20 protein-coding genes are annotated in these 23,659 nt (G+C 58.4%); 4 read left to right on the top strand and 16 right to left on the bottom strand.

The window, feature by feature from the left end; translation table 11 throughout:
* Positions 1-169: 169 nt before the first annotated feature.
* Positions 170-1,795, bottom strand: a complete 1,626-nt coding sequence (locus AOA62_RS14730) for a methyl-accepting chemotaxis protein (RefSeq protein ID WP_017134471.1) — start codon at positions 1,793-1,795, stop codon at positions 170-172.
* A 205-nt stretch (positions 1,796-2,000) separates the two neighbouring features.
* Here AOA62_RS14730 and AOA62_RS14735 point away from each other — a divergent pair, with 205 nt between their 5' ends.
* Together AOA62_RS14735 and AOA62_RS14740 are read left to right on the top strand one after the other, a co-directional pair.
* Positions 2,001-2,417, top strand: coding sequence for an OsmC family protein (locus tag AOA62_RS14735; protein WP_099549021.1), 417 nt, complete (start codon positions 2,001-2,003; stop codon positions 2,415-2,417).
* Positions 2,418-2,481: 64 nt separating this feature from the next.
* Positions 2,482-3,348 carry a pirin family protein gene (locus AOA62_RS14740; RefSeq protein ID WP_099549022.1) on the top strand — a complete coding sequence of 289 codons (867 nt, stop codon included), beginning with the start codon at positions 2,482-2,484 and terminating at the stop codon, positions 3,346-3,348.
* A gap of 99 nt (positions 3,349-3,447) precedes the next feature.
* Here AOA62_RS14740 and AOA62_RS14745 read toward each other — a convergent pair whose 3' ends face one another.
* The 4 genes from AOA62_RS14745 to AOA62_RS14760 form a co-directional block, all read right to left on the bottom strand.
* On the bottom strand, positions 3,448-4,176 hold the full coding sequence (locus tag AOA62_RS14745) for a dienelactone hydrolase family protein (protein WP_099549023.1): 729 nt from the start codon (positions 4,174-4,176) through the stop codon (positions 3,448-3,450).
* A 66-nt stretch (positions 4,177-4,242) separates the two neighbouring features.
* On the bottom strand, positions 4,243-6,147 hold the full coding sequence (gene htpG, locus AOA62_RS14750; protein ID WP_099549107.1) for a molecular chaperone HtpG: 1,905 nt from the start codon (positions 6,145-6,147) through the stop codon (positions 4,243-4,245).
* Positions 6,148-6,236: 89 nt separating this feature from the next.
* Complete coding sequence (locus AOA62_RS14755) at positions 6,237-6,689, bottom strand: PaaI family thioesterase (protein ID WP_017134476.1); 453 nt, start codon at positions 6,687-6,689, stop codon at positions 6,237-6,239.
* Positions 6,686-7,162: a PaaI family thioesterase gene (locus tag AOA62_RS14760; RefSeq protein ID WP_099549024.1), complete on the bottom strand. Its 477-nt coding sequence runs from the start codon at positions 7,160-7,162 to the stop codon at positions 6,686-6,688. The genes AOA62_RS14755 and AOA62_RS14760 overlap by 4 nt, the downstream gene beginning before the upstream one ends.
* A 158-nt stretch (positions 7,163-7,320) precedes the next feature.
* Here AOA62_RS14760 and AOA62_RS14765 point away from each other — a divergent pair, with 158 nt between their 5' ends.
* Positions 7,321-7,569, top strand: a complete 249-nt coding sequence (locus tag AOA62_RS14765) for a hypothetical protein (RefSeq protein WP_099549025.1) — start codon at positions 7,321-7,323, stop codon at positions 7,567-7,569.
* 96 nt (positions 7,570-7,665) lie between these two features.
* On the opposite strand, the gene AOA62_RS14770 is transcribed toward AOA62_RS14765, so the two are convergent.
* The 11 genes from AOA62_RS14770 to sdhC form a co-directional block, all read right to left on the bottom strand.
* Complete coding sequence (locus AOA62_RS14770) at positions 7,666-8,406, bottom strand: DUF599 domain-containing protein (RefSeq protein WP_017134479.1); 741 nt, start codon at positions 8,404-8,406, stop codon at positions 7,666-7,668.
* A 233-nt stretch (positions 8,407-8,639) separates the two neighbouring features.
* The gene (brnQ, locus tag AOA62_RS14775; protein ID WP_056859730.1) at positions 8,640-9,953 is read right to left on the bottom strand and encodes a branched-chain amino acid transport system II carrier protein; all 1,314 of its coding nucleotides are present in this window, start codon (positions 9,951-9,953) and stop codon (positions 8,640-8,642) included.
* 431 nt (positions 9,954-10,384) lie between these two features.
* Positions 10,385-11,266, bottom strand: coding sequence for a succinate--CoA ligase subunit alpha (sucD, locus tag AOA62_RS14780; RefSeq protein ID WP_003210566.1), 882 nt, complete (start codon positions 11,264-11,266; stop codon positions 10,385-10,387).
* Positions 11,266-12,432 (bottom strand): ADP-forming succinate--CoA ligase subunit beta, encoded by a 1,167-nt coding sequence (sucC, locus tag AOA62_RS14785; RefSeq protein WP_003210567.1) that lies wholly within the window; start codon positions 12,430-12,432, stop codon positions 11,266-11,268. The genes sucD and sucC overlap by 1 nt, the downstream gene beginning before the upstream one ends.
* 204 nt (positions 12,433-12,636) lie before the next feature.
* Entirely contained in the window at positions 12,637-14,073 is a 1,437-nt protein-coding gene (lpdA, locus tag AOA62_RS14790) for a dihydrolipoyl dehydrogenase (RefSeq protein ID WP_017134447.1), read from the bottom strand.
* 99 nt (positions 14,074-14,172) lie between these two features.
* Entirely contained in the window at positions 14,173-15,396 is a 1,224-nt protein-coding gene (odhB, locus tag AOA62_RS14795; RefSeq protein ID WP_099549026.1) for a 2-oxoglutarate dehydrogenase complex dihydrolipoyllysine-residue succinyltransferase, read from the bottom strand.
* A gap of 44 nt (positions 15,397-15,440) precedes the next feature.
* The gene (locus AOA62_RS14800; RefSeq protein ID WP_017134445.1) at positions 15,441-18,272 is read right to left on the bottom strand and encodes a 2-oxoglutarate dehydrogenase E1 component; all 2,832 of its coding nucleotides are present in this window, start codon (positions 18,270-18,272) and stop codon (positions 15,441-15,443) included.
* A 261-nt stretch (positions 18,273-18,533) separates the two neighbouring features.
* A complete protein-coding gene (locus AOA62_RS14805; protein WP_003172807.1) occupies positions 18,534-19,238 on the bottom strand; it encodes a succinate dehydrogenase iron-sulfur subunit in 705 nt (234 codons plus the stop codon).
* 11 nt (positions 19,239-19,249) lie between these two features.
* Entirely contained in the window at positions 19,250-21,022 is a 1,773-nt protein-coding gene (gene sdhA, locus AOA62_RS14810) for a succinate dehydrogenase flavoprotein subunit (RefSeq protein ID WP_017134444.1), read from the bottom strand.
* 3 nt (positions 21,023-21,025) lie between these two features.
* The gene (gene sdhD / locus AOA62_RS14815; RefSeq protein WP_003172805.1) at positions 21,026-21,394 is read right to left on the bottom strand and encodes a succinate dehydrogenase, hydrophobic membrane anchor protein; all 369 of its coding nucleotides are present in this window, start codon (positions 21,392-21,394) and stop codon (positions 21,026-21,028) included.
* Positions 21,388-21,762 (bottom strand): succinate dehydrogenase, cytochrome b556 subunit, encoded by a 375-nt coding sequence (gene sdhC, locus AOA62_RS14820; RefSeq protein WP_016979564.1) that lies wholly within the window; start codon positions 21,760-21,762, stop codon positions 21,388-21,390. Before sdhC ends, sdhD begins: the two co-directional genes overlap by 7 nt.
* 365 nt (positions 21,763-22,127) lie before the next feature.
* On the opposite strand from sdhC, the gene gltA reads away from it, so the two are divergent.
* On the top strand, positions 22,128-23,417 hold the full coding sequence (gltA, locus tag AOA62_RS14825) for a citrate synthase (protein ID WP_017134443.1): 1,290 nt from the start codon (positions 22,128-22,130) through the stop codon (positions 23,415-23,417).
* Positions 23,418-23,659 lie beyond the last annotated feature (242 nt).

The following is a 23,659-nucleotide window of genomic DNA, read 5'->3' on the forward strand; positions in this document are numbered from 1 at the left end:
AGGTTGATCACCTGGAAAAGCCCCGACTGGTTCGGGGCTTTTTTGTGGGCAATGGAATGAGACCGAGTCGCCTTCATCGCAGGCAAGCCAGCTCCCACATATGGCGGTGTTCGCCATTCAACATGTGGGAGCTGGCTTGCCTGCGATAGCGTCACCTCGGTCCCAAGCCCTACACCGAAAACCGCGCCACCATGGTATTCAGGTCCACCGCCAACCGCGACAACTCCTGGCTCGCCGCACTGGTCTGGTTAGCGCCCGTCGACGTCTGATGCGCCAGGTCGCGAATATTCATCAAATTGCGATCCACCTCCCGCGCCACCGCTGCCTGCTGCTCCGAGGCACTCGCAATCACCAGGTTGCGCTCGTTGATCAAGGTAAAGGCCGACGCAATCTCCTCCAACGCCGTGCCCGCCGACTTGGCGATATCCAACGTAGAGCGCGCCCGCGTATTGCTCTGCTGCATCGAACTGACAGCTTGATCGGTGCCTTGCTGAATCCCGCTTATCATCAATTCTATTTCCTGAGTCGACTGCTGCGTGCGATGGGCCAGTGCCCGCACTTCATCGGCCACCACCGCAAACCCACGCCCGGCATCGCCCGCGCGCGCCGCTTCGATCGCGGCATTCAGCGCCAGCAAGTTGGTCTGCTCGGCAATCGAGCGAATCACATCCAACACCTTGCTGATGCCATAGACCTTCTGCGCCAAGTCCTCAACCTGGGTCGCGTTGGATGTGACGTCATCGGCCAGCGCTTCAATCGACACCACGGTCTGATGCACCTGCTCGCGCCCACGCTGGGCAATGCGGTCAGACTCGCGGGACGCCTGTGACGTGGCCACCGCATTGCTCGCCACCTCCTCCACCGCCGCGGTCATCTGGTTGACCGCCGTGGCCGCCTGTTCAATTTCCTGGTTCTGCTGGTGCAAACCACGGGTCGCATCTTCAGTCACACAACTGAGTTCTTCAGAAGCCGAGGCCAATTGGTTCGAAGACTCGGCAATCCGTCGAATGGTGTCGCGCAGGTTCTCCTGCATGCCCTTGAGCGCCTGCTGCAAGCGCGCGGGTTCATCGTTGCCGGTTACGTTGATCTCACCAGTGAGGTCGCCGCCTGCCACGCCCTGGGCAACCTTCAGCGACTGCGCCAACGGCAGCACGATGCTGCGGGTCAGCCATACCGCCAGGCCAATGGTGATCAATGCTGTGAGCACTATCATGCCAACCACCCATGTGCGCGATTGGGTGAACACGCTCTGCGCGAGGTTCGCGGCCTGGTTGGCACTGGCCTTGTTCAAGGCGACCAGGTCGTGCAGGGTCGCGGCCATCTCATCGGCCAGTTGATTCATCTCCCCATTGACGATCCTGACCGCATCCTCCAGCTGGTTGGCCTTGGAAAACGCCATCACCTGCTCCTGACGTTGCAGGTATTGCTGCTCCTGGTTTTTGAAACGATCAAACAGCACACGCTCTTCGGGCAGTACGATCAACCCTTCGTAGAGCGTCTGCGCATGGTGCAGGCCGTTTTTCAGGTCGGTGAGCTTCTGTTCGTTCTGCGCCAGCGCCTGCGGGTCACGGTTGACCACCAAACGCAGGGTGAGGGCACGCACCCGCAACAGGTCCTGGCTCATCTCCCCCACCGCCATCACGCTGGGCAGCCAGTTGTTCTCCACCTGATCGGACTGCTGGCGCATATTGGCCATCTGCAGCAGGGCGAAGCCGCCCAGGGCAAACACCATCAATGCCAGCACGCCAAAGCCTAAGCCTGCGCGCGGGGCGATATTCAAACTACGGATACTCATGCCTGGATTCCTTCCGAATGCGCTGCATCCACCTGCAGCAGGTCTCCTGAAAGGTATCGGCCCTTTGTCGCGTTTGCGTAAGACGAAAACGCGATATCAACGCGCTTGGCAATCGCGCGGGCAGCCATTGGAAAAAACACGGAACACTGAAGTGCCAGCATGCTCTATAACTGCATGACCTTTTACTGTCCTCGTGAGGTTTGCCATGCCTGTTACCGTCAATACGCTTAACCACGACAACTTTCGCCACAGCGTGAACATCAACAACCACGAACTGTTCACCGACCTGCCCAAGAGCCTGGGCGGTGATGATTCGGCGCCCTCGCCCCACGATTATTTCGACGCCGCCCTGGCCTCGTGCAAGGCGCTGACCGTCAAGCTCTACGCGCAGAAAAAAGACATCCCGCTCACCGGCGTCACCGTGGAAGTTACCCACGACAGCTCAGAGGAGCAAAAAGGCAAGTACAAGCTCAACGTCAAGCTGACGCTCAAGGGCGTACTCAGCGATGAGCAGCGCGATGAACTGCATCGCGTCGCCGATAAGTGCCCGGTACACAAGCTGATGACCACCGCCGACGTCACCATCGAAACCAAACTGTCCGAAGGCGCTTTCAGCCAGTAGCCCCAACCTCCCGTCGAGCGGGTTATGCTCAGTAGCACCTAACCCGCTCAGACAGGGACGCCCCATGACCACCCTCACCGTGATCCGCCCGCGCGCCGAAGACGTCGAAGGCCAGCCGATCCTGCGACCGCTGCCGTCACGCGAATGCCGCAGCGTCGGGCCTTTTGTGTTTTTCGACCATATGTTGTCGACCCGCTATGCACCCGGCACCGGCATGAATATCCGCCAGCACCCGCATATCGGGCTGTCCACCCTCACCTACCTGTTCGAAGGCGCCCTGCAACACAAGGACAGCCTGGGCTCGGACCAGGTAGTGCAAGCCGGCGACGTCAGCTGGATGACCGCCGGCAGCGCAATTGCCCACGTCGAGCGCACGCCCGAAGCCCTCAAGGCCAGTGGTTTCAGCCTGCACGGCCTGCAGGTGTGGCTGGCCTCGCCCAAGGACCATGAAACCGGGCCGGGCCACTACAGCCATCACCCGGCGGCAAGCCTGCCGGTGAGCGATAACCTGGGCGTGCAGATTCGCCTGATCGCAGGCGCGGGCTTCTGCCTTAAATCGCCGGTGCCGGTGCTGTCGCCTACGTTATATGCCGAGGTGCAGATGCACACGGCCACGACGCTGCTGATCCCGGATGAGCATGAGGAGCGCGCGGTGTATGTGCTGGACGGCGAGGTGCAGTTGGACGGTGAGGCAGTGGAGGCGCATAGCCTGGTGGTATTGCCGAGCGGGCAGGAAATGACCTTGTTTGCCGAAAGCGATTGCCACGTGGTGGTGTTCGGCGGCGCGCCGCTGGATGGGCCACGGCGGATCAATTGGAATTTTGTCGCGAGCGATCCGGCGGTGATTGAACAGGCCAGGCAGCGCTGGGCGGCCGGGGATTGGCCGACGGTGCCGGGTGAGTCAGAAAGAATCGAGTTGCCTGTCAGATAGCTATCGCAGGCAAGCCAGCTCCCACCTGTCGACTGTTTTCACAGTTCAAAGTGTGGGAGCTGGCTTGCCTGCGATGAGGCCGGAACAGGCGCTAAAGCTTTAGCCCTTGAACACTTCATCCAGCAAGTTATGCATCGACTGGAACGCACGCTTGGCCGTCTTCGCGTCGTACATCATCTTGCCCGGCACATTGGCGTGCGGGTCAGTAAAGGAATGCACCGCGCCGCCGTAGCTCAGCAGTTGCCAATCCACACCGGCGGCGTTCATTTCTTGCTCAAACGCCGGCAGTTGCTCTTTCGGCACCAACGGATCGGACGCGCCGTGCAGCACCAGCACCGAACCCTTGACGTGCTTGGCACCTGCCGGGTTTTGTGTGTCGATCGTGCCGTGGAACGACACAGCAGCCTTCAACGGCGCACCGGTGCGTGCCAGCTCCAGCGAGCAGAAACCACCAAAGCAGAAACCGAAGGTCGCCAGCTTCGAGGTATCAACGGCCGCTTCGGTCTGGCTTTGCAGTTGCTCAAAGGCCGCCTGCATGCGCTTGAGCAGCGCCGGGTTATCGTTCTTCAACGGCATCATCGCAGCGCCGGCTTCATCGCCATTCGTCGGGCGCACGGTTTGCCCGTACAGGTCGGCGATCAGTACCACGTAGCCTTGGCTGGCCACGCTCTTGGCGATTTCCTCGGCACCCGCACTCACCCCCATCCAGTTCGGCGCCATCAGCAGGCCCGGCAGCGGGCCCTTGTGGCTGGCATCGAACGCCAGGCGGCTTTCATAAGACTGGCCATCAATCTGATAGACCACGGAACGTACAGTGACTTGGCTCATCATTTACTCCAGTTGAGGTGCGTTAGAACGAAAAAACCCGCCGAAGCGGGTTTTTCTACAACGGTGTTAAACCGACAGTTCAACCAACAGCTTGTTCAGGCGGCGCACATACGCGGCCGGATCTTTAAGGCTGTCACCGGCAGCCAGGGCTGCCTGGTCGAAGAGGATGTGCGACAGGTCGCCAAAACGCTCTTCACTCTGCTCGCCATCGAGTTTCTCAATCAGCGGGTGAGCCGGGTTGAATTCGAAGATCGGCTTGGAATCCGGCACTTTCTGCCCGCTGGCTTCGAGGATCTGACGCATCTGCATGCCCAGGTCCTGCTCACCGATGGCCAGAATCGCCGGAGAGTCGGTCAGACGGTGGGAAACCCGCACTTCGCTGACGGCATCGCCCAAGGCAGTCTTGATCCGCTCAACCAGGCCTTCTTTGGCCTTGGCGACCTCTTCGGCTTCCTTCTTCTCTTCTTCGGAGTCCAGGTTACCCAGGTCCAGGTCACCACGGGCCACGTCGACGAAGGTCTTGCCGTCGAACTCGCTGAGGTAGCTCATCAGCCACTCGTCGATACGGTCGGTCAACAACAGCACTTCGATGCCTTTCTTGCGGAAGACTTCCAGGTGCGGGCTGTTCTTGACCTGGGCGTAGGTTTCGCCGGTCAGGTAGTAGATCTTGTCCTGACCTTCCTTGGCGCGTGCCAGGTACTCGGCCAGCGACACGATCTGCTCGCCGTCGTCACCCTGAGTCGAGGCAAAACGCAGCAGGCCGGCGATTTTTTCCTTGTTGGCGAAATCTTCTGCCGGGCCTTCTTTCATGACCTGGCCGAAGTTTTTCCAGAAGCCCTTGTATTGCTCAGGCTCGTTCTTCGCCAGTTTTTCCAGCATGTCGAGCACGCGCTTCGTTAGCGCCGACTTCATGGAGTCGATGATCGGGTCTTTCTGCAGGATTTCCCGCGACACGTTCAGCGACAGGTCGTTGGAGTCGACCACACCTTTGATGAAGCGCAGGTACAGCGGCAGGAACGATTCCGCCTGGTCCATCACGAACACACGCTGCACGTACAGTTTCAGGCCTTTTGGCGCCTCACGCTGGTACAGATCGAATGGGGCACGGGCAGGTACATAAAGCAGCGAGCTGTATTCCAGCTTGCCTTCGACCTTGTTGTGGCTCCAGCTCAGCGGGTTCTCGTAGTCGTGAGCGATGTGCTTATAGAACTCCTGGTACTCCTCGTCTTTGACTTCGGTACGAGGGCGGGTCCACAAGGCGCTGGCACGGTTGACCACTTCCCATTCCTGGGCAGGTTTCTCTTCGCCCTCGACAGCCGCTTGTTCTTTCGGCAGTTCGATCGGCAAAGCGATGTGGTCGGAGTATTTCTTGATGATATTGCGCAGTCGGTAGCCGTCGGCGAATTCATCTTCAGCGGCTTTGAGGTGCAGCACGATACGCGTGCCACGGTCAGCCTTGTCGACAGTGGCGATTTCGAACTCGCCCTCACCTTTGGAGGCCCAGTGCACGCCTTCGCTGGCGTCAAGGCCGGCGCGGCGGCTGAATACTTCAACCTTGTCGGCGACGATGAAGGCCGAATAGAAGCCCACGCCGAACTGGCCGATCAGGTGCGAATCTTTCTTCTGGTCGCCCGACAGGTTCTTCATGAAGTCTGCGGTGCCGGATTTGGCGATGGTACCCAGATGGGTAATCGCGTCTTCGCGGCTCATGCCGATGCCGTTGTCTTCGAGGGTGACGGTCTTGGCGTCCTTGTCGAAGCTCACACGGATTTTCAGTTCGGCGCCACCTTCCAGCAACTCAGGCTTGGAGAGGGCTTCGAAACGTAATTTGTCGACAGCGTCAGAGGCGTTCGAGATCAATTCGCGAAGGAAGATTTCCTTGTTGGAATACAGCGAATGGATCATGAGGTGCAGCAGTTGCTTCACCTCGGTCTGGAAGCCCAGGGTTTCCTTTTGAGTTTCCACACTCATGGTCATCAAACTCCAATTGGATGGCAGTGGCCGCGCCCGAAAGGGTTGGCGGCGGGTTGTCATCAAAGTTGGGGGCTAAGACCAGGATTTCAAGGGCGCACCAATTCCTCAATTTTGAAATGTGCGCGAGCGGTGGCAATCGGCTCAGCGGCGGTGCTTTGCCAGGCGGTGATCGCCACATTCGCCACCCGGCGGCCTTGGCGCCACACCTGGCATTTGGCGTAAGTGTCGCGAAACTGCCCGGCACGCAGGTAATCCAGGGAAAAATCGATGATTTTCGGCAAACCTGGCGCACCGGTAAATACCAGCAAATGTAACGCTGCCGACAGTTCCATAAAGCCTGCGATCACACCGCCGTGCAGCGCTGGCAATATCGGGTTACCAATATTGTCCTTGTTGGCCGGCAGGCGAAACAGCAGCTCATCCCCCAACCTTGAGCATTCGATGCCGATCAGCTTGGCGTAGGGCACCAGGTTGAGCAACGCCTCATAGTCGCCGCGCTCATGGGCCTGTTCGAGGCGGGTCTTGAATCGATGCGTCATGCCTGGCCTCCCTTGATCGAATTGCCGAGTCCTTGCGTGCCTTTGAGGCGCTTGCCCATGCGCATGAAGGTGCCCACCACATGGGCGATGGGTTGCTGAGGATCATCCTGGTAGGCAAAGCCACGGGTAAAGATCACGTCGGTGGTCACCCGGTAGCATTGTGCAAAGCCATACACCGGCTTGTGCGGCTCGGCGGGATGCATGTAGTCGACGCGCAAATCCAGGGTCGGGCACACCTCGAACTCCGGCAGTACGCACAGCGTGGCCATGCCGCAGGCGGTGTCCATCAGTGAGGTCAGCGCGCCGCCGTGAATCACGCCGGTCTGAGGGTCACCGACGATATGAGGGCCGTAAGGCAGGGCCAGCGTCATGCCCTCCTCGCTGGCGGCATGCACGATAATGCCCAGCACCTGGCAATGGCGCAGGGCCAAAACAAAGCGTGTGGCACGCTCTAACAAGGGATTTTCGGTCATGTGTGCAGACTCTTATTAGTGTGGGTTTTCACGGTGCGGGTGTGGGCGCAAAAGTTCCTGGGTGACGGTGTTTTATATATCTTTGAAACAAAAGGAACTAATGCTGGCCGTCCAAGCTCGAAAGGCCAGTAGATATCTTCAATAAGGAGAAACACCCCATGCGCAAGACTTTAGCTATTTCCATGATGTTGGCCGCTGCCCTCGGTCTCGCTGCCTGCGATAAGAAATCCGAAGACAAAGCCCAAGATGCCGCCGCGCATTCTGAGCAAGCTCAGAAGGACATGGCGAAAGCACAGGATAAAGTGAACGACGCTGCGAAAGAAAACGCCGATGCTGCCAAAGCTCAGGCTGAATCGAACGAAGCCGCCGCGAAAGAAGCTGCACCTGCAGAACCTGCCAAGAACTAATAGCCTGGCATTTGCTGCAAAAAGAAAGCCCGCTTACATAGCGGGCTTTACTTTGCCTGCGATTTATAGAATTTGATTAACCCTGGGTGCCACTCATCAAGACACGGTTTCTTTAGCCGGCTCGGCTACCGGCATATCGGTCGGCGTATAAACCATCACCTGCAGTACGTCGGAATGAAACTCGCGGCGATACAGCACCAGTACCACACCGCTGCTCATCAACATGAACAACCAGGGGCTGACAAACCAGGCCAGCATGGTCATGCCGAAGTAATACGAGCGCAGGCCAAAGTTGAACTGGTTGGCCGCCATCGAAATCACCCGCGCCGCCCGCAGGGCAAATGCCTTGCGCTCCTGCTCCGACACCTGCCGCTCACCGATCATCGGCGCTGAGCCCACCAGCACGGCGGCAAAGTTGTATTGACGCATGCACCAGCTGAAGGTGAAGAACGCGTAGACGAACACCAGCGCCAGGCACAGCAGCTTGATTTCCGACATGCCCTGTGACGCCTGCTGCACCATGGGGATGTCCGCCAGCAACGATACCGCACGCTCGGACGCGCCCAGCACGGTGAGAATACCGGCGAGAATAATCAACGTGCTGGAGGCGAAGAACGAGGCATTGCGCTCCAGGTTGCCGATCACACTGGCGTCGGCAATCCGGTTATCGCGCAGCAGCATACGGCGCATCCAGTCTTCGCGATACAGGTGCAGCACGCTGGCCAGGCAGGCGGTGTCTCGGGCTTTCCAACTGGCATAGCGGGTGTAGCCACCCCAGCACAGGGCAAACCAGAAGGCGGCCAGCAGGTGGATTTGATTGGTTTCGATGAACGACATGCGGGGCCTTGTATACGATGGATGAAGACGAACACGGTTAAAAATGTGCGAGCTGGCTTGCCTGCGATGGCGGTGGATCAGGCGACACAGCAGTGACTGAACCGACGCCATCGCAGGCAAGCCAGCTCCCACATTGACCGAACTCCAACTTTAGAGCGTTGTGGTCTTGCAGGCATAAAAAATGCCCCGTATCGATTGATACGGGGCATTTCAGTACAGCGTGAAACCGCGGCTTAGGCGATGGCTTCGCTACGCTTGCCGAGCATACGGTCAACCACTACCGCCACGCCGAGCGTCATCACCGACGGCACCAGCCATGCCAGGCCTTGCTCACTCAGCGGCAGGTGCGCCAATTGTGCAGGCATCCAATCGGCCAAGCCAGCGCCTTTAAGCGCGTCGATGCAACCAAAGATGAACGACACCAGCATCACCGGGCCAACAATACGGCCCTGCTCCTGCCAGAAGTCTTTGCAGAAGCTCAGGGCCACCAGCACGATGCACGGCGGGTAGATCGCGGTGAGCACCGGGATCGAGAAGGCAATCAGCTTGGTCAGGCCCAGGTTGGACACGAACAGCGAGAACAGCGCCAGGATCACCACCAGCGTCTTGTAAGACAATGGCAGCACTTTGCTGAAGTACTCGGCGCAAGCACAGGTCAGGCCCACGGCGGTGACCAGGCACGCCAGGGAGATCAACACCGCGAGGAAGCCGCTGCCCAGGGAGCCGAAGGTGTGTTGCACGTAGGCGTGCAGCACTGCCGCGCCATTGCTGGCACCGGCCGCCACCGCGTGGCTGCCCGAACCCAGGCGGAACAGGCTGATGTACACCAGCGCCAGGCCCACGCCGGCAATCAGCCCGGCGATGATCGCATAGCGAGTGATCAGCTTTGGCGACTCAACACCACGGGAACGAATCGCGTTGACGATGACGATACCGAACACCAGCGCGCCGAGGGTATCCATGGTCAAGTAGCCATTGATAAAGCCCTGGGAGAACGGTGCAGCGACGTATTCCGGGGTGGCAACACCCACATCACCGGCCGGCAAGGCAAACGCAGCGATGCCCAGCACGGCCAGGGCGATGATCTTCAACGGTGCGAGAAAACGCCCTACCGTGTCCAGCAGACGCCCTGGGTACAGGGAAATGAAGAACACCAGCAGGAAGTACACCGAGCTGTAGAGGAACAGCGCGAGCGGGCTTTCGCCGGTCAGCGGCGCCAGGCCCACTTCAAACGAAACGGTCGCGGTGCGCGGGGTGGCGAACAGCGGGCCTACCGCCAGGTACGCCGCCGCCGCCAGCAGGCCACCGGCGATCTTGCCGATCGGACTGCTCAATGCGTCCATGCCGCCGCCGACCTTGGCCAGCGCGATCACGGTGACCACCGGCAAGCCAACTGCGGTGATCAGGAAGCCCAGCGCTGCCATCCAGACGTGAGGCCCGGACTGCAAACCAACGATAGGCGGGAAGATGATGTTGCCGGCGCCCACGAACAGGGCAAAAGTCATAAAGCCTAACGCCAGGATGTCCTGGCTTTTCAACACTTTCATTTCAGGAAATACCACACTACTGAATCGGAATTTAGAGAGGGATTCCCTGTGGATGAGGGAACTGCTGCCGGCCCTGATGGGGACCGACCGGTCTAGCGCGCGGCTTCCTTTTGGGAGGCGGACGCATAAAGAGGCGGCTAGAGTACAGAAATAAGCCGACAAACGCACTGTTGCGGGGCGGACTGTCCGATAAGCGACATCCAAATGTCGCGTTTTCATACTTAATTTGGCAGTGCCGTCCCTGTGGGAGCTGGCTTGCCTGCGATAGCGATCTGTCTGTGCCAAATGTGTTGGCTGACACACTGCTATCGCAGGCAAGCCAGCTCCCACACTTGACCGAGTAAATCTGCCAAAAAATGGGCAAATCCAGAATGCACAAAGGCCACCCGAAGGTGGCCTTTGTGTGGTGAAGCGTCAGCTAAGCGCGAGGCTTACTTGACAGCCCAACCGGTCAGCTCGGACAAAGCCTTGCCGATGTCTGCCAGCGAACGCACGGTTTTAACGCCTGCGTCTTCCAGGGCAGCAAACTTCTCGTCTGCTGTGCCCTTGCCGCCAGAGATGATAGCGCCAGCATGGCCCATGCGCTTGCCTGCAGGGGCAGTCACACCAGCGATGTAGGAAACAACCGGCTTGGTCACGTGTGCCTTGATGTAGGCAGCCGCTTCTTCTTCAGCCGAACCGCCGATCTCACCGATCATCACGATCGCTTCGGTCTTCGGGTCTTCCTGGAACAGTTTCAGGATGTCGATGAAGTTCGAACCTGGGATCGGGTCACCGCCGATGCCGACGCAAGTCGACTGACCGAAACCGGCGTCAGTAGTCTGCTTGACAGCTTCGTAGGTCAGGGTGCCGGAACGCGAAACGATACCGACTTTACCTGGCAAGTGAATGTGACCTGGCATGATGCCGATCTTGCATTCGCCTGGGGTGATCACGCCTGGGCAGTTAGGGCCGATCAGGACTACGCCCAGCTCGTCGCACTTAACTTTAGCGTCCAGCATGTCCAGGGTAGGAATGCCTTCGGTGATGCAAACGATCAGCTTGATGCCGCCGAATGCCGCTTCCAGGATCGAGTCTTTGCAGAAAGGAGCTGGAACGTAGATCACACTGGCGGTGGCGCCAGTGGCAGCTACAGCGTCTTTCACGGTGTTGAACACTGGCAGGCCCAGGTGCTCGGTACCGCCTTTACCAGGAGTAACACCACCAACCATCTTGGTGCCGTATTCGATGGCTTGCTGGGTGTGGAAACTACCTTGCGAACCGGTAATACCCTGGCAGATAACTTTGGTGTCTTTATTGATCAGGACGCTCATTATTTGCCCTCCGCAGCTTTGACAACTTGTTGAGCAGCGTCGGTCAGGCTGGTAGCCGCGATGATGTTCAAACCGCTTTCTGCCAGTACTTTAGCGCCCAGTTCAGCGTTGTTACCTTCAAGGCGAACAACAACCGGGATTTTAACGCCAACTTCTTTCACTGCACCGATGATGCCTTCGGCAATCATGTCGCAACGAACGATGCCGCCGAAGATGTTGACCAATACTGCTGCGACGTTGGAGTCGGACAGGATGATCTTGAACGCTTCGGTAACGCGTTCTTTGGTAGCACCGCCGCCCACGTCGAGGAAGTTGGCTGGTTTGCCGCCATGCAGGTTGACGATGTCCATGGTACCCATGGCCAGGCCAGCACCGTTGACCATGCAACCGATGTTACCTTCCAGGGCTACGTAGTTCAGTTCGAACTTGGCAGCGTGCGCTTCGCGCGGATCGTCTTGCGACGGATCGTGGAAAGTCTTCAGCTTAGGCTGACGGTACATGGCGTTGGCGTCGATGTTGATCTTGGCGTCGAGGCAGTGCAGATCGCCGTCAGCCTTGATCACCAGCGGGTTCACTTCCAGCAGGGCCAGATCGTGATCCTGGAACAGTTTGGCCAGACCTACGAAGATCTTGGCGAACTGGGCAACTTGCTTGCCTTCCAGGCCCAGCTGGAAAGCCAGCTCGCGACCCTGGAATGGCTGAGCGCCAACCAGTGGATCGATAGTGGCTTTCAGAATTTTTTCTGGGGTTTCTTCGGCGATCTTCTCAATGTCCACGCCACCTTCGGTGGAAGCCATGAACACGATGCGACGGCTCGAACGGTCAACGACAGCGCCCAGGTACAGCTCTTTAGCGATATCAGTGCACGATTCAACCAGGATCTTGGTGACTGGTTGGCCATTGGCATCAGTCTGGTAAGTCACCAGACGCTTGCCCAGCCACTGCTGTGCGAAGGCCTTGGCGTCTTCTTTGCTGCGAACCAGCTTGACGCCGCCCGCTTTACCGCGACCACCGGCGTGGACCTGGGCTTTGACAACCCATTCGGTACCACCGATTTTGTCGCAAGCTTCTGCTGCTGCTTCCGGGGTGTCTACTGCGTAACCCTTGGATACTGGCAGGCCGTATTCAGCGAACAGCTGCTTACCCTGATACTCGTGAAGATTCATGCTTTTTACCGTCTTCGTTAGGTACTGCGCATTCGGCGCTGCGCTCATTATGAGTGCCGCACCACCTGTGACTGCTGCTTGCACAATTTGCGAGGCTTAAGACCCGTAAAACTGTGCAAGGCTGCGTCCAGCGGATATTCCGCGGTGAGTCTTGCGCGCAAGGCTCACGACGGGCAACTCCGCCGTGGTTTCTTATTATCTCGCTTAGCGCTTCTTGCGGTTGGCGATGTGGATGGCGCCGCCATTCACTGCCAACGCTGCTTCGTGCAACGCTTCGGACAGGGTCGGATGGGAGAAGACCATCATGCCCAGGTCTTCGGCACTGGTGCCGAATTCCATACCGATCGCGCCCTGCTGAACCAGTTCTGCAGCGCTCGGGCCAATCACGTGGACGCCCAATACGCGGTCAGTCTTGGCATCAGCGATGACTTTGACAAAACCACCGGTGTCGTTAGCTGCCATGGCACGGCCAGAAGCGGCAAACGGGAAGGTGCCGACGTTAACTTCAACGCCTTCAGCTTTCAACTGCTGTTCGTTCTTGCCGACCCATGCAATTTCCGGGTGGGTGTAGATAACCGATGGGATCAGGTCGTAGTTCATCTGGGTTTTATGACCCTTGATGCGCTCGACAACCATGATGCCTTCTTCGGAAGCCTTGTGCGCCAGCATCATACCGCGAACCACGTCGCCGATGGCATACACGCCTGGCACGGTAGTAGCGCAATGATCGTCAACGTGGATGAAACCACGCTCGTCGATGTTCACGCCGCTGTCGGAAGCCAGCAGGTCGGTGGTCACTGGACGGCGACCCACGGCTACGATCAGCTTGTCGAAGGTGATGGTCTGCTCGCCTTCTTTATCGGTGTAGGTCACAACGACTTCTTCGCCGTTGACCTTGGAACCGGTAACACGGGCGCCCAGTTTGATATCCAGACCTTGCTTGGTCAGGGTTTTCAGCGCTTCTTTGGACACTGCAGTGTCGGCAGCCAGCAGGAACGTGTCCAGGGCTTCCAGCACAGTCACTTCAGAACCCAGGCGCGACCATACCGAACCCAGTTCCAGGCCGATTACGCCAGCGCCGATCACGCCCAGACGCTTGGGAACCGCTTGGAATTCCAGGGCGCCGGTCGAATCAACGATCACGTTCTGGTCAACAGGAGCAGGCGGAATGTCGATTGGACGCGAACCTGGTGCCAGGATCACGTTTTCGGCTTCGATGACTTCAACCGAGCCGTCCGGCTTGGTGATTTCAACTTTCTTGCCAGCCAGCAGCTTGCCGTGGCCTTGCAGGGAAGTGACGCCGTTGGCCTTGAACAAGGTGGCAACGCCGGAAGTCAGGCCTTTAACGATGTTGGCTTTACGGCCGACCATTGCTGGCACGTCCATGGTCACGCCAGCATGGTTGATGCCGTGGATCGCGAAACCGTCTTGGGCTTCGTGGAATTTCCAGGAGCTGTCCAGCAGCGCCTTGGAAGGAATGCAACCAACGTTCAGGCAAGTACCGCCCAGCGCCAGTTTGCCTTCCTTGTCGGTGTATTTTTCGATGCAAGCAGTCGAGAGGCCCAGTTGTGCGGCCTTGATCGCGGCAACGTAGCCGCCAGGACCGGCACCAATCACTACAACGTCAAATTTCTGTGTCATGAAAATAGATCCTCTATTCAGCGACAAGCTTCAAGCGACAAGCTGCAAGCCAAGCTGCTTTTTCCTACAGCTTGTAGCTCGCAACTTGCAGCTGCGTCTTTAGATGTCCAGCAGCAGACGAGCCGGGTCTTCCAGCAGGTTCTTGATGGTTACCAGGAAAGTCACGGCTTCTTTACCATCGATCAGGCGGTGATCGTACGACAGCGCCAGGTACATCATCGGGCGGATCACGACTTGGCCGTTGATGGCCATCGGACGCTGGATGATGTTGTGCATGCCCAGGATCGCAGCTTGCGGCGGGGTGACGATCGGGGTCGACATCATCGAACCGAAGGTACCACCGTTGGTGATGGTGAAGGTACCGCCGGTCATCTCGTCGATGGTCAGCTTGCCGTCACGGGCTTTCTTGCCGAAGCCGGCGATGCCGCCTTCGATTTCAGCCAGGCTCATCAGCTCGGCGTTACGCAGGACCGGTACTACCAGGCCACGGTCGCTGGACACGGCAACGCCGACGTCTGCATAGCCGTGGTAAACGATGTCGCTGCCGTCGATGGAAGCGTTGACTGCCGGGAAGCGTTTCAGCGCTTCGGTGGCCGCTTTCACGAAGAACGACATGAAGCCCAGGCGCACGCCATTGTGGGACTTCTCGAACAGATCCTTGTACTTCGAACGCAGGGCCATGACTTCAGTCATGTCGACTTCGTTGAAGGTGGTCAGCATCGCCATGTTCGACTGCGCTTCAACCAGACGCTTGGCCACGGTGGCACGCACGCGGGTCATCGGTACGCGCTTCTCGGTACGGTCGCCAGCAGCGAACACAGGCGCAGCGGCAGCAGGTGCTGCAGCCTTGGCCGGTGCAGCAGCCGGAGCGTTTTTCTTGGCTTCGACAGCAGCAACCACGTCTTCCTTGGTTACGCGGCCGTCTTTGCCGGTGCCCTTGAGGGACGCCAGGTTGATGCCGTTTTCTTCAGCCAGCTGACGCGCAGCCGGTGCAGCGATCGGGTCTTCACCACCTGCAGCCGGAGCGGCAGCGGCAGGTGCGGCAGCTGGAGCAGCAGCGGCGGCCGGAGCAGGAGCAGCAGCGCCGCCCGCTTCGATCGAGCCCAGGATCTGGTTCGACAGGACGGTAGCGCCCTCTTCAGCCACGATCGCGCCCAGCACGCCGTCAGCTTCGGCCAACACTTCCAGAACGACTTTGTCGGTCTCGATGTCGACGATCAGGTCGTCACGCTTTACAGCGTCGCCTGGTTTCTTGTGCCAGGTGGCAACGGTGCCATCGGCAACCGATTCCGGGAATGACGGGGCTTTGATTTCGATAGCCATTATCTGTGGGTCCTTAAAATTCGGTTTCAGTCAGCGCGAAGGCGTTAAACAGTGAAAGCATCTTGCAGCAGTTTTTCCTGCTGCTCGGCGTGCATCGACGCATAACCACACGCAGGTGCAGCAGAAGCATCACGACCGGCGTACTCCAGGCCCAGGCCTGTTTTGTGGTTACCGATACTGCGACGCAAATGATGCTGGCTGCTGTACCACGCGCCCTGGTTCATCGGTTCTTCCTGGCACCACACCGCGTGGGTGAGGTTGGTGTAAGGCGCGATGGCCTCCATCAGGTCGTCTTCCGGGAACGGGTAAAGCTGCTCGATACGCACGATGGCGATGTCTTCGCGGCCTTCGGCACGGCGTTTTTCCAGCAAGTCGTAGTAAACCTTGCCGCTGCACAGGACCAGGCGAGTGACCTTGGCAGCGTCCAGGGTGTCGATTTCTGGAATCACGGTCTGGAACGAACCGTCGGCCAGATCTTCCAGGGTCGAGATGGCCAATTTGTGACGCAACAGCGATTTCGGGGTCAGCACTACCAGCGGCTTGCGCAGCGGGCGGATCACCTGACGACGCAGCAAGTGGTAGATCTGGGCCGGGGTAGTCGGCACGCACACCTGGATGTTGTGCTCGGCGCACAGCTGCAGGTAACGCTCCAGACGGGCCGAGGAGTGCTCCGGCCCCTGACCTTCATAACCGTGTGGCAGCAACATGGTCAGACCGCACAGACGGCCCCACTTGTGCTCACCGCTGGTGATGAACTGGTCGATAACCACCTGGGCACCGTTGGCGAAGTCGCCGAACTGGGCTTCCCAGATCACCAGCGCATTTGGCGTGGTGGTGGAGTAGCCGTATTCGAACGCCAGTACGGCTTCTTCGGACAGGAACGAGTCGTACAGGTCGAAACGTGGCTGGCCTTCGTACAGGTGTTGCAGCGGTACGTAGGTGGTCGCGTCTTTCTGGTTGTGCAGTACCGCGTGACGGTGCGAGAACGTACCACGGCCGATGTCCTGGCCGGTCATGCGGATCGGGTGACCTTCGAACGCCAGGGTCGCGTACGCCATGGTTTCGGCGTAACCCCAGTTGATCGGCAGGCCGCCGGCTTGCATCTTCTGACGGTCTTCGTAGATCTTCGCAACCTGGCGCTGCACCACGAAGCCATCTGGAATTTCCAGCAGCTTGGCGGACAGTTCCTGCAGGGTCTTGAGGTCGAACGAGGTGTCGTGACGCGCCGTCCAGGCGTGGCCCAGGTACGGGCGCCAGTCCACGAACAGCTCTTTGTTCGGTTCTTTAACCAGGCTTTTCACTACATGCAGGCCGTTGTCCAGCGCGTTGCGGTATTCGTCGACTTTCGCCTGAACACGCGCATCGTCAACCACGCCGGCCGTAATCAGGCTGTCGGCGTACAGTTCACGGGTGGTGCGCTGCTTGGTGATCTGCTGGTACATCAACGGCTGGGTGCCGCTCGGCTCATCCGCTTCGTTGTGACCGCGACGGCGGTAGCAAACCAGGTCGATGACCACGTCACGCTTGAACTGCATGCGGTAGTCGATGGCGAGCTGGGTCACGAACAACACGGCTTCCGGATCATCACCATTCACATGGAGGATCGGCGCCTGGATCATCTTGGCAACGTCGGTCGCGTACTCGGTAGAGCGCGCGTCCAGCGGGTTGCTGATGGTGAAACCGACTTGGTTGTTGATGACGATGTGAACCGTACCGCCGGTCTTGAAGCCGCGAGTCTGCGACATCTGGAACGTTTCCAGGACCACGCCTTGACCGGCGAACGCCGCGTCACCGTGGATGGAAATCGGCAGGACTTTCTCACCGGTGGAATCGTTACGACGATCCTGGCGAGCACGCACCGAACCCTCGACCACCGGAGAAACGATTTCCAGGTGGGACGGGTTAAAGGCCATGGCCAGGTGAACTTCACCGCCGGTAGTCATTACATTGGACGAGAAGCCCTGGTGATACTTGACGTCACCGGAACCCAGCTCGACCTTCTTCTTGCCTTCGAACTCGTCGAACAGTTCACGCGGGTTCTTGCCGAAGGTGTTGACCAACACGTTCAGGCGACCACGGTGAGCCATGCCGATCACGATTTCCTTGGTGCCGTAGGAACCGGAACGCTGGATCAGCTCGTCGAGCATTGGAATGAGGCTTTCGCCGCCTTCCAGGCCGAAACGCTTGGTGCCCGGGTATTTGGTACCCAGGTATTTCTCGAGACCTTCGGCCGCGGTCACGCGCTCCAGCAAGTGGCTGCGCACGTCGGCGGACAAAACCGGACGGCCACGCACACCTTCCAGGCGATGCTGGAACCAGTGGCGCTGCTCGGAATCGGTGATGTGCGTAAACTCAGCGCCGATGGTGCGGCAATATGTCTGCTGCAACGCTTCGTGAATTTCGCGTAGGCTCGCTTCCTCTTTGCCGATGAACAGGTCGCCGGCACGGAAGGTCGTATCAAGATCGGCATTGGTCAAGCCGTAATGATTGATCGACAGGTCAGCAGGTGCAGGACGCTTCCAGAGCCCCAGCGGGTCAAGCTGGGCCGCCTGGTGGCCACGCATCCGGTAAGCCTGGATCAGTCGCAATACTTCAACTTGCTTCTTCTCATGCTCGCTGCTCACGCTACCGGCGGAAACCGGTTGGGCGCGGCGCTGGTTCTTTGCCAGCAGCACAAATTGATCGCGAATTGTTGCGTGCGATACATCGGTGGCAGCGTTGCCGTCTGAAGACAACGTCTGAAATTTGGTGCGCCATTCTTCTGGCACAGCGTTAGGGTCGTGCAGGTAGAGCTCATAAAGCTCTTCCACATAGGCAGCGTTACCACCTGAAAGATAGCCGCTGTTCCACATGCGCTGCATCACGCTTTCTTGCATGCTTGGTCACCCTCGATTTGGGGACACCACCGGCGAAAACACCGAGTTTGCTTGCAAAAGGCCAAGTGCAGCGACCAAAACAAGCCACTTAGGATCACGCTGATAGTTCGGGTACCAACCCGAATGCCCCTGCTTGTCTCATTTCTTCAAAATAAGAGCTGCGGCTTTGTAAGTCGCTGCTCAAGTTAAAACTACGGCGCCGGTTGAAGCCTGCGCCGTAGCATTTACGGGCACAACGGTCCTGCTTTGCTACAACGTCGCTTACACGCCGCTTTGCAGCAGCATGTTACGGATGTGACCAATGGCCTTAGTCGGGTTCAGGCCTTTGGGACATACGTTGACGCAGTTCATGATCCCGCGGCAGCGGAATACGCTGAACGGGTCATCCAGTGAAGCCAGACGCTCGGACGTCTTGGTGTCACGGCTGTCTGCCAGGAAGCGGTACGCTTGCAGCAGGGCAGCTGGACCCAGGAACTTGTCCGGGTTCCACCAGAAGGACGGGCACGAGGTCGAGCAGCAAGCGCACAGGATGCACTCGTACAGACCGTCGAGCTTTTCACGCTCTTCAGGGGACTGCAGACGTTCGATGGCCGGAGCCGGCGTGTCGTTCTGCAGGAACGGCTTAACTTTCTCGTATTGCTTGTAGAAGATGCTCATATCGACCACCAGGTCACGGATAACCGGCAAACCTGGCAGAGGACGAACGATCAGCTTGTTACCTTTAACAACAGCCGACAGCGGCGTGATGCACGCCAGGCCGTTTTTGCCGTTGATGTTCATGCCGTCGGAGCCACAAACGCCCTCACGGCAAGAGCGACGATAGGAGAAACCTTCGTCCTGCTCTTTGATCAGTGCCAGTACATCCAGCACCATCAGGTCTTTACCACCGGTATCGACCTGAAATTCCTGCATGAACGGCGCGGCGTCCTGATCAGGGTTGTAGCGGTAAACACTGACTTTCAACATGGCAGCCACCCTTAGTAAGTCCGAATCTTCGGTTCAAACGTCGGCACCGTCTTCGGCGAGAAGTTCACGGCACGCTTGGTCACGCGCTTGTCACCCGGGAAGTACAGGGTGTGGCACAACCAGTTTTCGTCGTCGCGATCTTCAAAGTCTTCACGGGCGTGGGCACCACGGGATTCTTTACGAACCTCGGCGGCGATCGCAGTGGCTTCGGCCACTTCCAGCAGGTTTTGCAGCTCAAGGGCTTCGATACGAGCCGTGTTGAACGCCTGGCTCTTATCGTTGATCTTGACGTTGGCGATGCGCGTGCGCAGGTCGGCCAGCTGGGCAATACCCTTCTGCATGTATTCGCCGGTACGGAATACACCGAAGTAGTTCTGCATGCAGCTTTGCAGCTCGCGACGCAGGGTAGCCACGTCTTCGCCATCGGTACGCTCGTTCAGAGCGTTCAGGCGCGCCAGGGCGGCCTCGATGTTGGCGTCGGTGGCGTCATCGTATTCGATGCCGTCGGTCAGGGCTTTTTCCAGGTGCAGGCCGGCAGCACGACCGAATACCACCAGGTCGAGCAGCGAGTTGCCGCCCAGACGGTTGGCACCGTGTACCGATACGCAAGCCACTTCGCCTACGGCGAACAGACCGTGGATGATCTCGTCCACGCCTTCGGCGTTCTGGGTGATCGCCTGGCCATGAATGTTGGTCGGCACGCCGCCCATCATATAGTGGCAAGTCGGAACAACCGGCACCGGAGCAACTACCGGGTCAACGTGCGCAAAAGTCTTGGACAATTCGCAGATACCTGGCAGGCGGCTGTGCAGGACTTCTTCACCGAGGTGATCGAGTTTCAGCAGTACGTGGTCGCCGTTCGGGCCACAGCCGTTACCGGCGATGATTTCCTTAACCATCGAACGGGCCACAACGTCACGACCTGCAAGGTCTTTGGCGTTCGGAGCATAACGCTCCATGAAACGCTCGCCGTGCTTGTTGATCAGGTAACCACCTTCACCACGGCAACCTTCTGTAACCAGTACACCGGCGCCGGCGATGCCGGTCGGGTGGAACTGCCACATTTCAATGTCTTGTACCGGCACGCCAGCACGCAGGGCCATGCCGACGCCGTCACCGGTGTTGATCAGGGCATTGGTGGTCGACGCGTAGATACGACCTGCACCGCCGGTTGCCAGCACAGTAGCCTTGGCACGGATGTAGGTGGTTTCACCGGTTTCGATGCAGATGGCGATCACACCGACGAAGGCGCCGTCGGCGTTCTTCACCAGGTCAACGGCGTAGTACTCGTTCAGGAACGTGGTACCGGCTTTCAGGTTGCCCTGATAAAGGGTGTGCAACAGCGCGTGACCGGTACGGTCGGAAGCGGCGCACGTACGGGCAGCCTGCCCGCCTTTACCGTAATCCTTCGACTGGCCGCCGAATGGACGCTGGTAGATACGACCTTGCTCGGTACGCGAGAACGGCAGACCCATGTGGTCCAGCTCGAACACGGCAGCCGGGCCTTCCTGACACATGTACTCGATAGCGTCCTGGTCACCGATGTAGTCGGAACCCTTGACGGTATCGTACATGTGCCAGCGCCAGTCATCGTTCGGGTCGGCGGAGGCGATGGCGCAGGTGATGCCACCCTGGGCCGACACAGTGTGGGAACGGGTCGGGAACACCTTGGTGATCACGGCAGTCTTGTGACCGCCCTGAGCCAGCTGCAGCGCTGCGCGCATGCCGGCACCGCCGCCACCAATAATGATGGCGTCGAAGGAAATAGTTGGAATGTTAGCCATGAATCAGATACCCCAAAGAATCTGCACACCCCAGACGAAGTACGCGAACATCGCAACGCCGCAGACTGCCTGGAAGAGAAAACGTACTGCAGTCGCGGACTTGCCCAGCGCCATCGGCGTCAGGTAGTCGGTCGCGATGGTCCACATGCCGACCCAGGCGTGAGCGCCCAGGGCTACAAGGGCCAGCAGACTGAAGATTCGCATCGCATTGTGGGAAAACAGGCCATGCCATTGCTCATAGCCGATGCCCGGGTTTGCGACGAGGTATCCGATCAGGAAAATGAAATAAGCCGCGAGAACGACCGCAGACACACGCTGTGCCATCCAGTCATAGAGGCCCGAACGCGAAAGGTTCGTAACGCTGGTTACCATATCCAAACTCCTGCCAGAACGATCAGCACCACGGAAATGGCGATGATGATTTTCGAGCCCAGGCGGCCGCCTTCCAGCGTCTCACCGATACCCGCATCCATGATCAAGTGGCGCACACCGGCTACCAGGTGATACAGCAGAGCGGACAGGAGGCCCCATGCTACGAACTTGGCCAGCGGGCTGGTCAAGCATGCCTTCACCTCGGCGTATCCTTCCTCGGAACCCAGGGATTTGCTCAATGCATAAAGCATGATGCCCAAGCCCAGGAACAGGATGATGCCGGAAACACGGTGCAGGAACGACGTAACGCCGGTGATGGGGAGTTTGATGGTCCTTAGGTCTAGGTTTACAGGTCGTTGGCTATTCACGGCTTTTTTTTCACACTGAAGAGCCCCTAACAATCAGGGCAAAGTTGTTGGGGAGTGCACTGGTCAGGTAAGCACCACCCAGGGAGTGCGACCCCCAATGAAAGCAAGCCCAAAAGCCCTTGGCGGTCGGTGGCCGAGTATAGACAGTTAGGTTACTAATGACAACGCGCACTCCTCACCCTAATAGCGGATTGCGCTGGCGGTACAAAAGGCGTAAATGGCAGTCAATTTCGACGAAAAAGTATGGTTAAAGCCTTCTGGAGCAAGACTTTAGGCAAATTGACATCTGGATTTATATCAATATAGTGGTGCGGGCCCTGCGTGGGGGGTCTGTCTGATGATTTGAAGCATAAATAGGAGGCCACATGGCTGACAAAAAAGCGCAGTTGATCATCGAGGGCGCAGCCCCCGTCGAGCTGCCCATTTTAACCGGCACCGTTGGTCCCGATGTTATCGACGTACGGGGCCTGACGGCCACGGGCCGTTTCACATTCGACCCAGGCTTCATGTCGACCGCCTCTTGCGAGTCGAAGATCACCTATATCGATGGTGACAATGGTATTTTGCTGCACCGCGGCTACCCGATCGAACAGCTTGCTGAACAGTCGGACTACCTGGAAACCTGCTACCTGCTGCTAAATGGCGAATTGCCAACAGCTGAGCAGAAAGCCCAGTTCGTCAGCACCGTGAAGAACCACACCATGGTTCACGAGCAGTTGAAGACCTTCTTCAACGGCTTCCGTCGCGACGCCCACCCGATGGCCGTCATGTGCGGTGTAGTCGGCGCCCTGTCGGCCTTCTATCACGACTCCCTGGACATCAATAACCCGCAGCATCGCGAAATTTCCGCGATCCGCCTGGTTGCCAAGATGCCAACCCTGGCCGCAATGGTTTACAAGTACTCCATGGGTCAACCCATGATGTACCCGCGCAACGACCTGACGTACGCGGAAAACTTCCTGCACATGATGTTCAACACCCCGTGCGAGATCAAACCGATCAGCCCGGTGCTGGCCAAGGCGATGGACAAGATTTTCATCCTCCACGCCGACCACGAGCAAAACGCCTCCACCTCCACCGTACGTCTGGCGGGTTCTTCGGGTGCCAACCCGTTCGCCTGTATCGCCGCCGGCATTGCCGCATTGTGGGGCCCTGCCCACGGCGGTGCGAACGAAGCCGTGCTGACCATGCTCGATGAAATCGGCGATGTGTCCAACATCGACAAGTTCATCGCCAAGGCCAAGGACAAGGAAGATCCGTTCAAACTGATGGGCTTCGGTCACCGCGTCTACAAGAACCGTGACCCGCGTGCCACCGTGATGAAACAGACCTGCGACGAAGTGTTGAAGGAGCTGGGCATCAAGAACGATCCGCAACTCGAACTGGCCATGCGCCTGGAAGAGATCGCCCTGACCGACCCTTACTTCATCGAACGCTCGCTGTACCCGAACGTCGACTTCTACTCGGGGATCATCCTCAAGGCGATCGGCATTCCAACCAGCATGTTCACCGTGATCTTCGCCTTGGCACGCACTGTCGGCTGGATCTCGCACTGGAAAGAAATGCTCTCCAGCCCGTACAAGATTGGCCGCCCGCGCCAGCTGTACACCGGCTACGAGTCGCGTGATATCACCAAACTGGAAGATCGCAAGTAAGCATCTAACTATTTGGTCTTAAAAACGGCCTCCTTTCACAAGGAGGCCGTTTTTATTTGTGCAGGAATTGAGCGCAAGACCTGAGGCCAGCGCCAACCGGGACGCAGAGCGTCCATGGCTGTATTCCCACGCAGAGCATGGGAACGATCGGCGTAGAGGCACTTTATTGATGCAAGCGTTGAGAAACTGTTTTGTGAAATCCGTTACCAATAAAAGCAAAAAAATGCCCCGATCTCACGACC

This window comes from Pseudomonas sp. 2995-3 (assembly GCF_002742565.1).
Lineage (GTDB): Bacteria > Pseudomonadota > Gammaproteobacteria > Pseudomonadales > Pseudomonadaceae > Aquipseudomonas > Aquipseudomonas edaphica.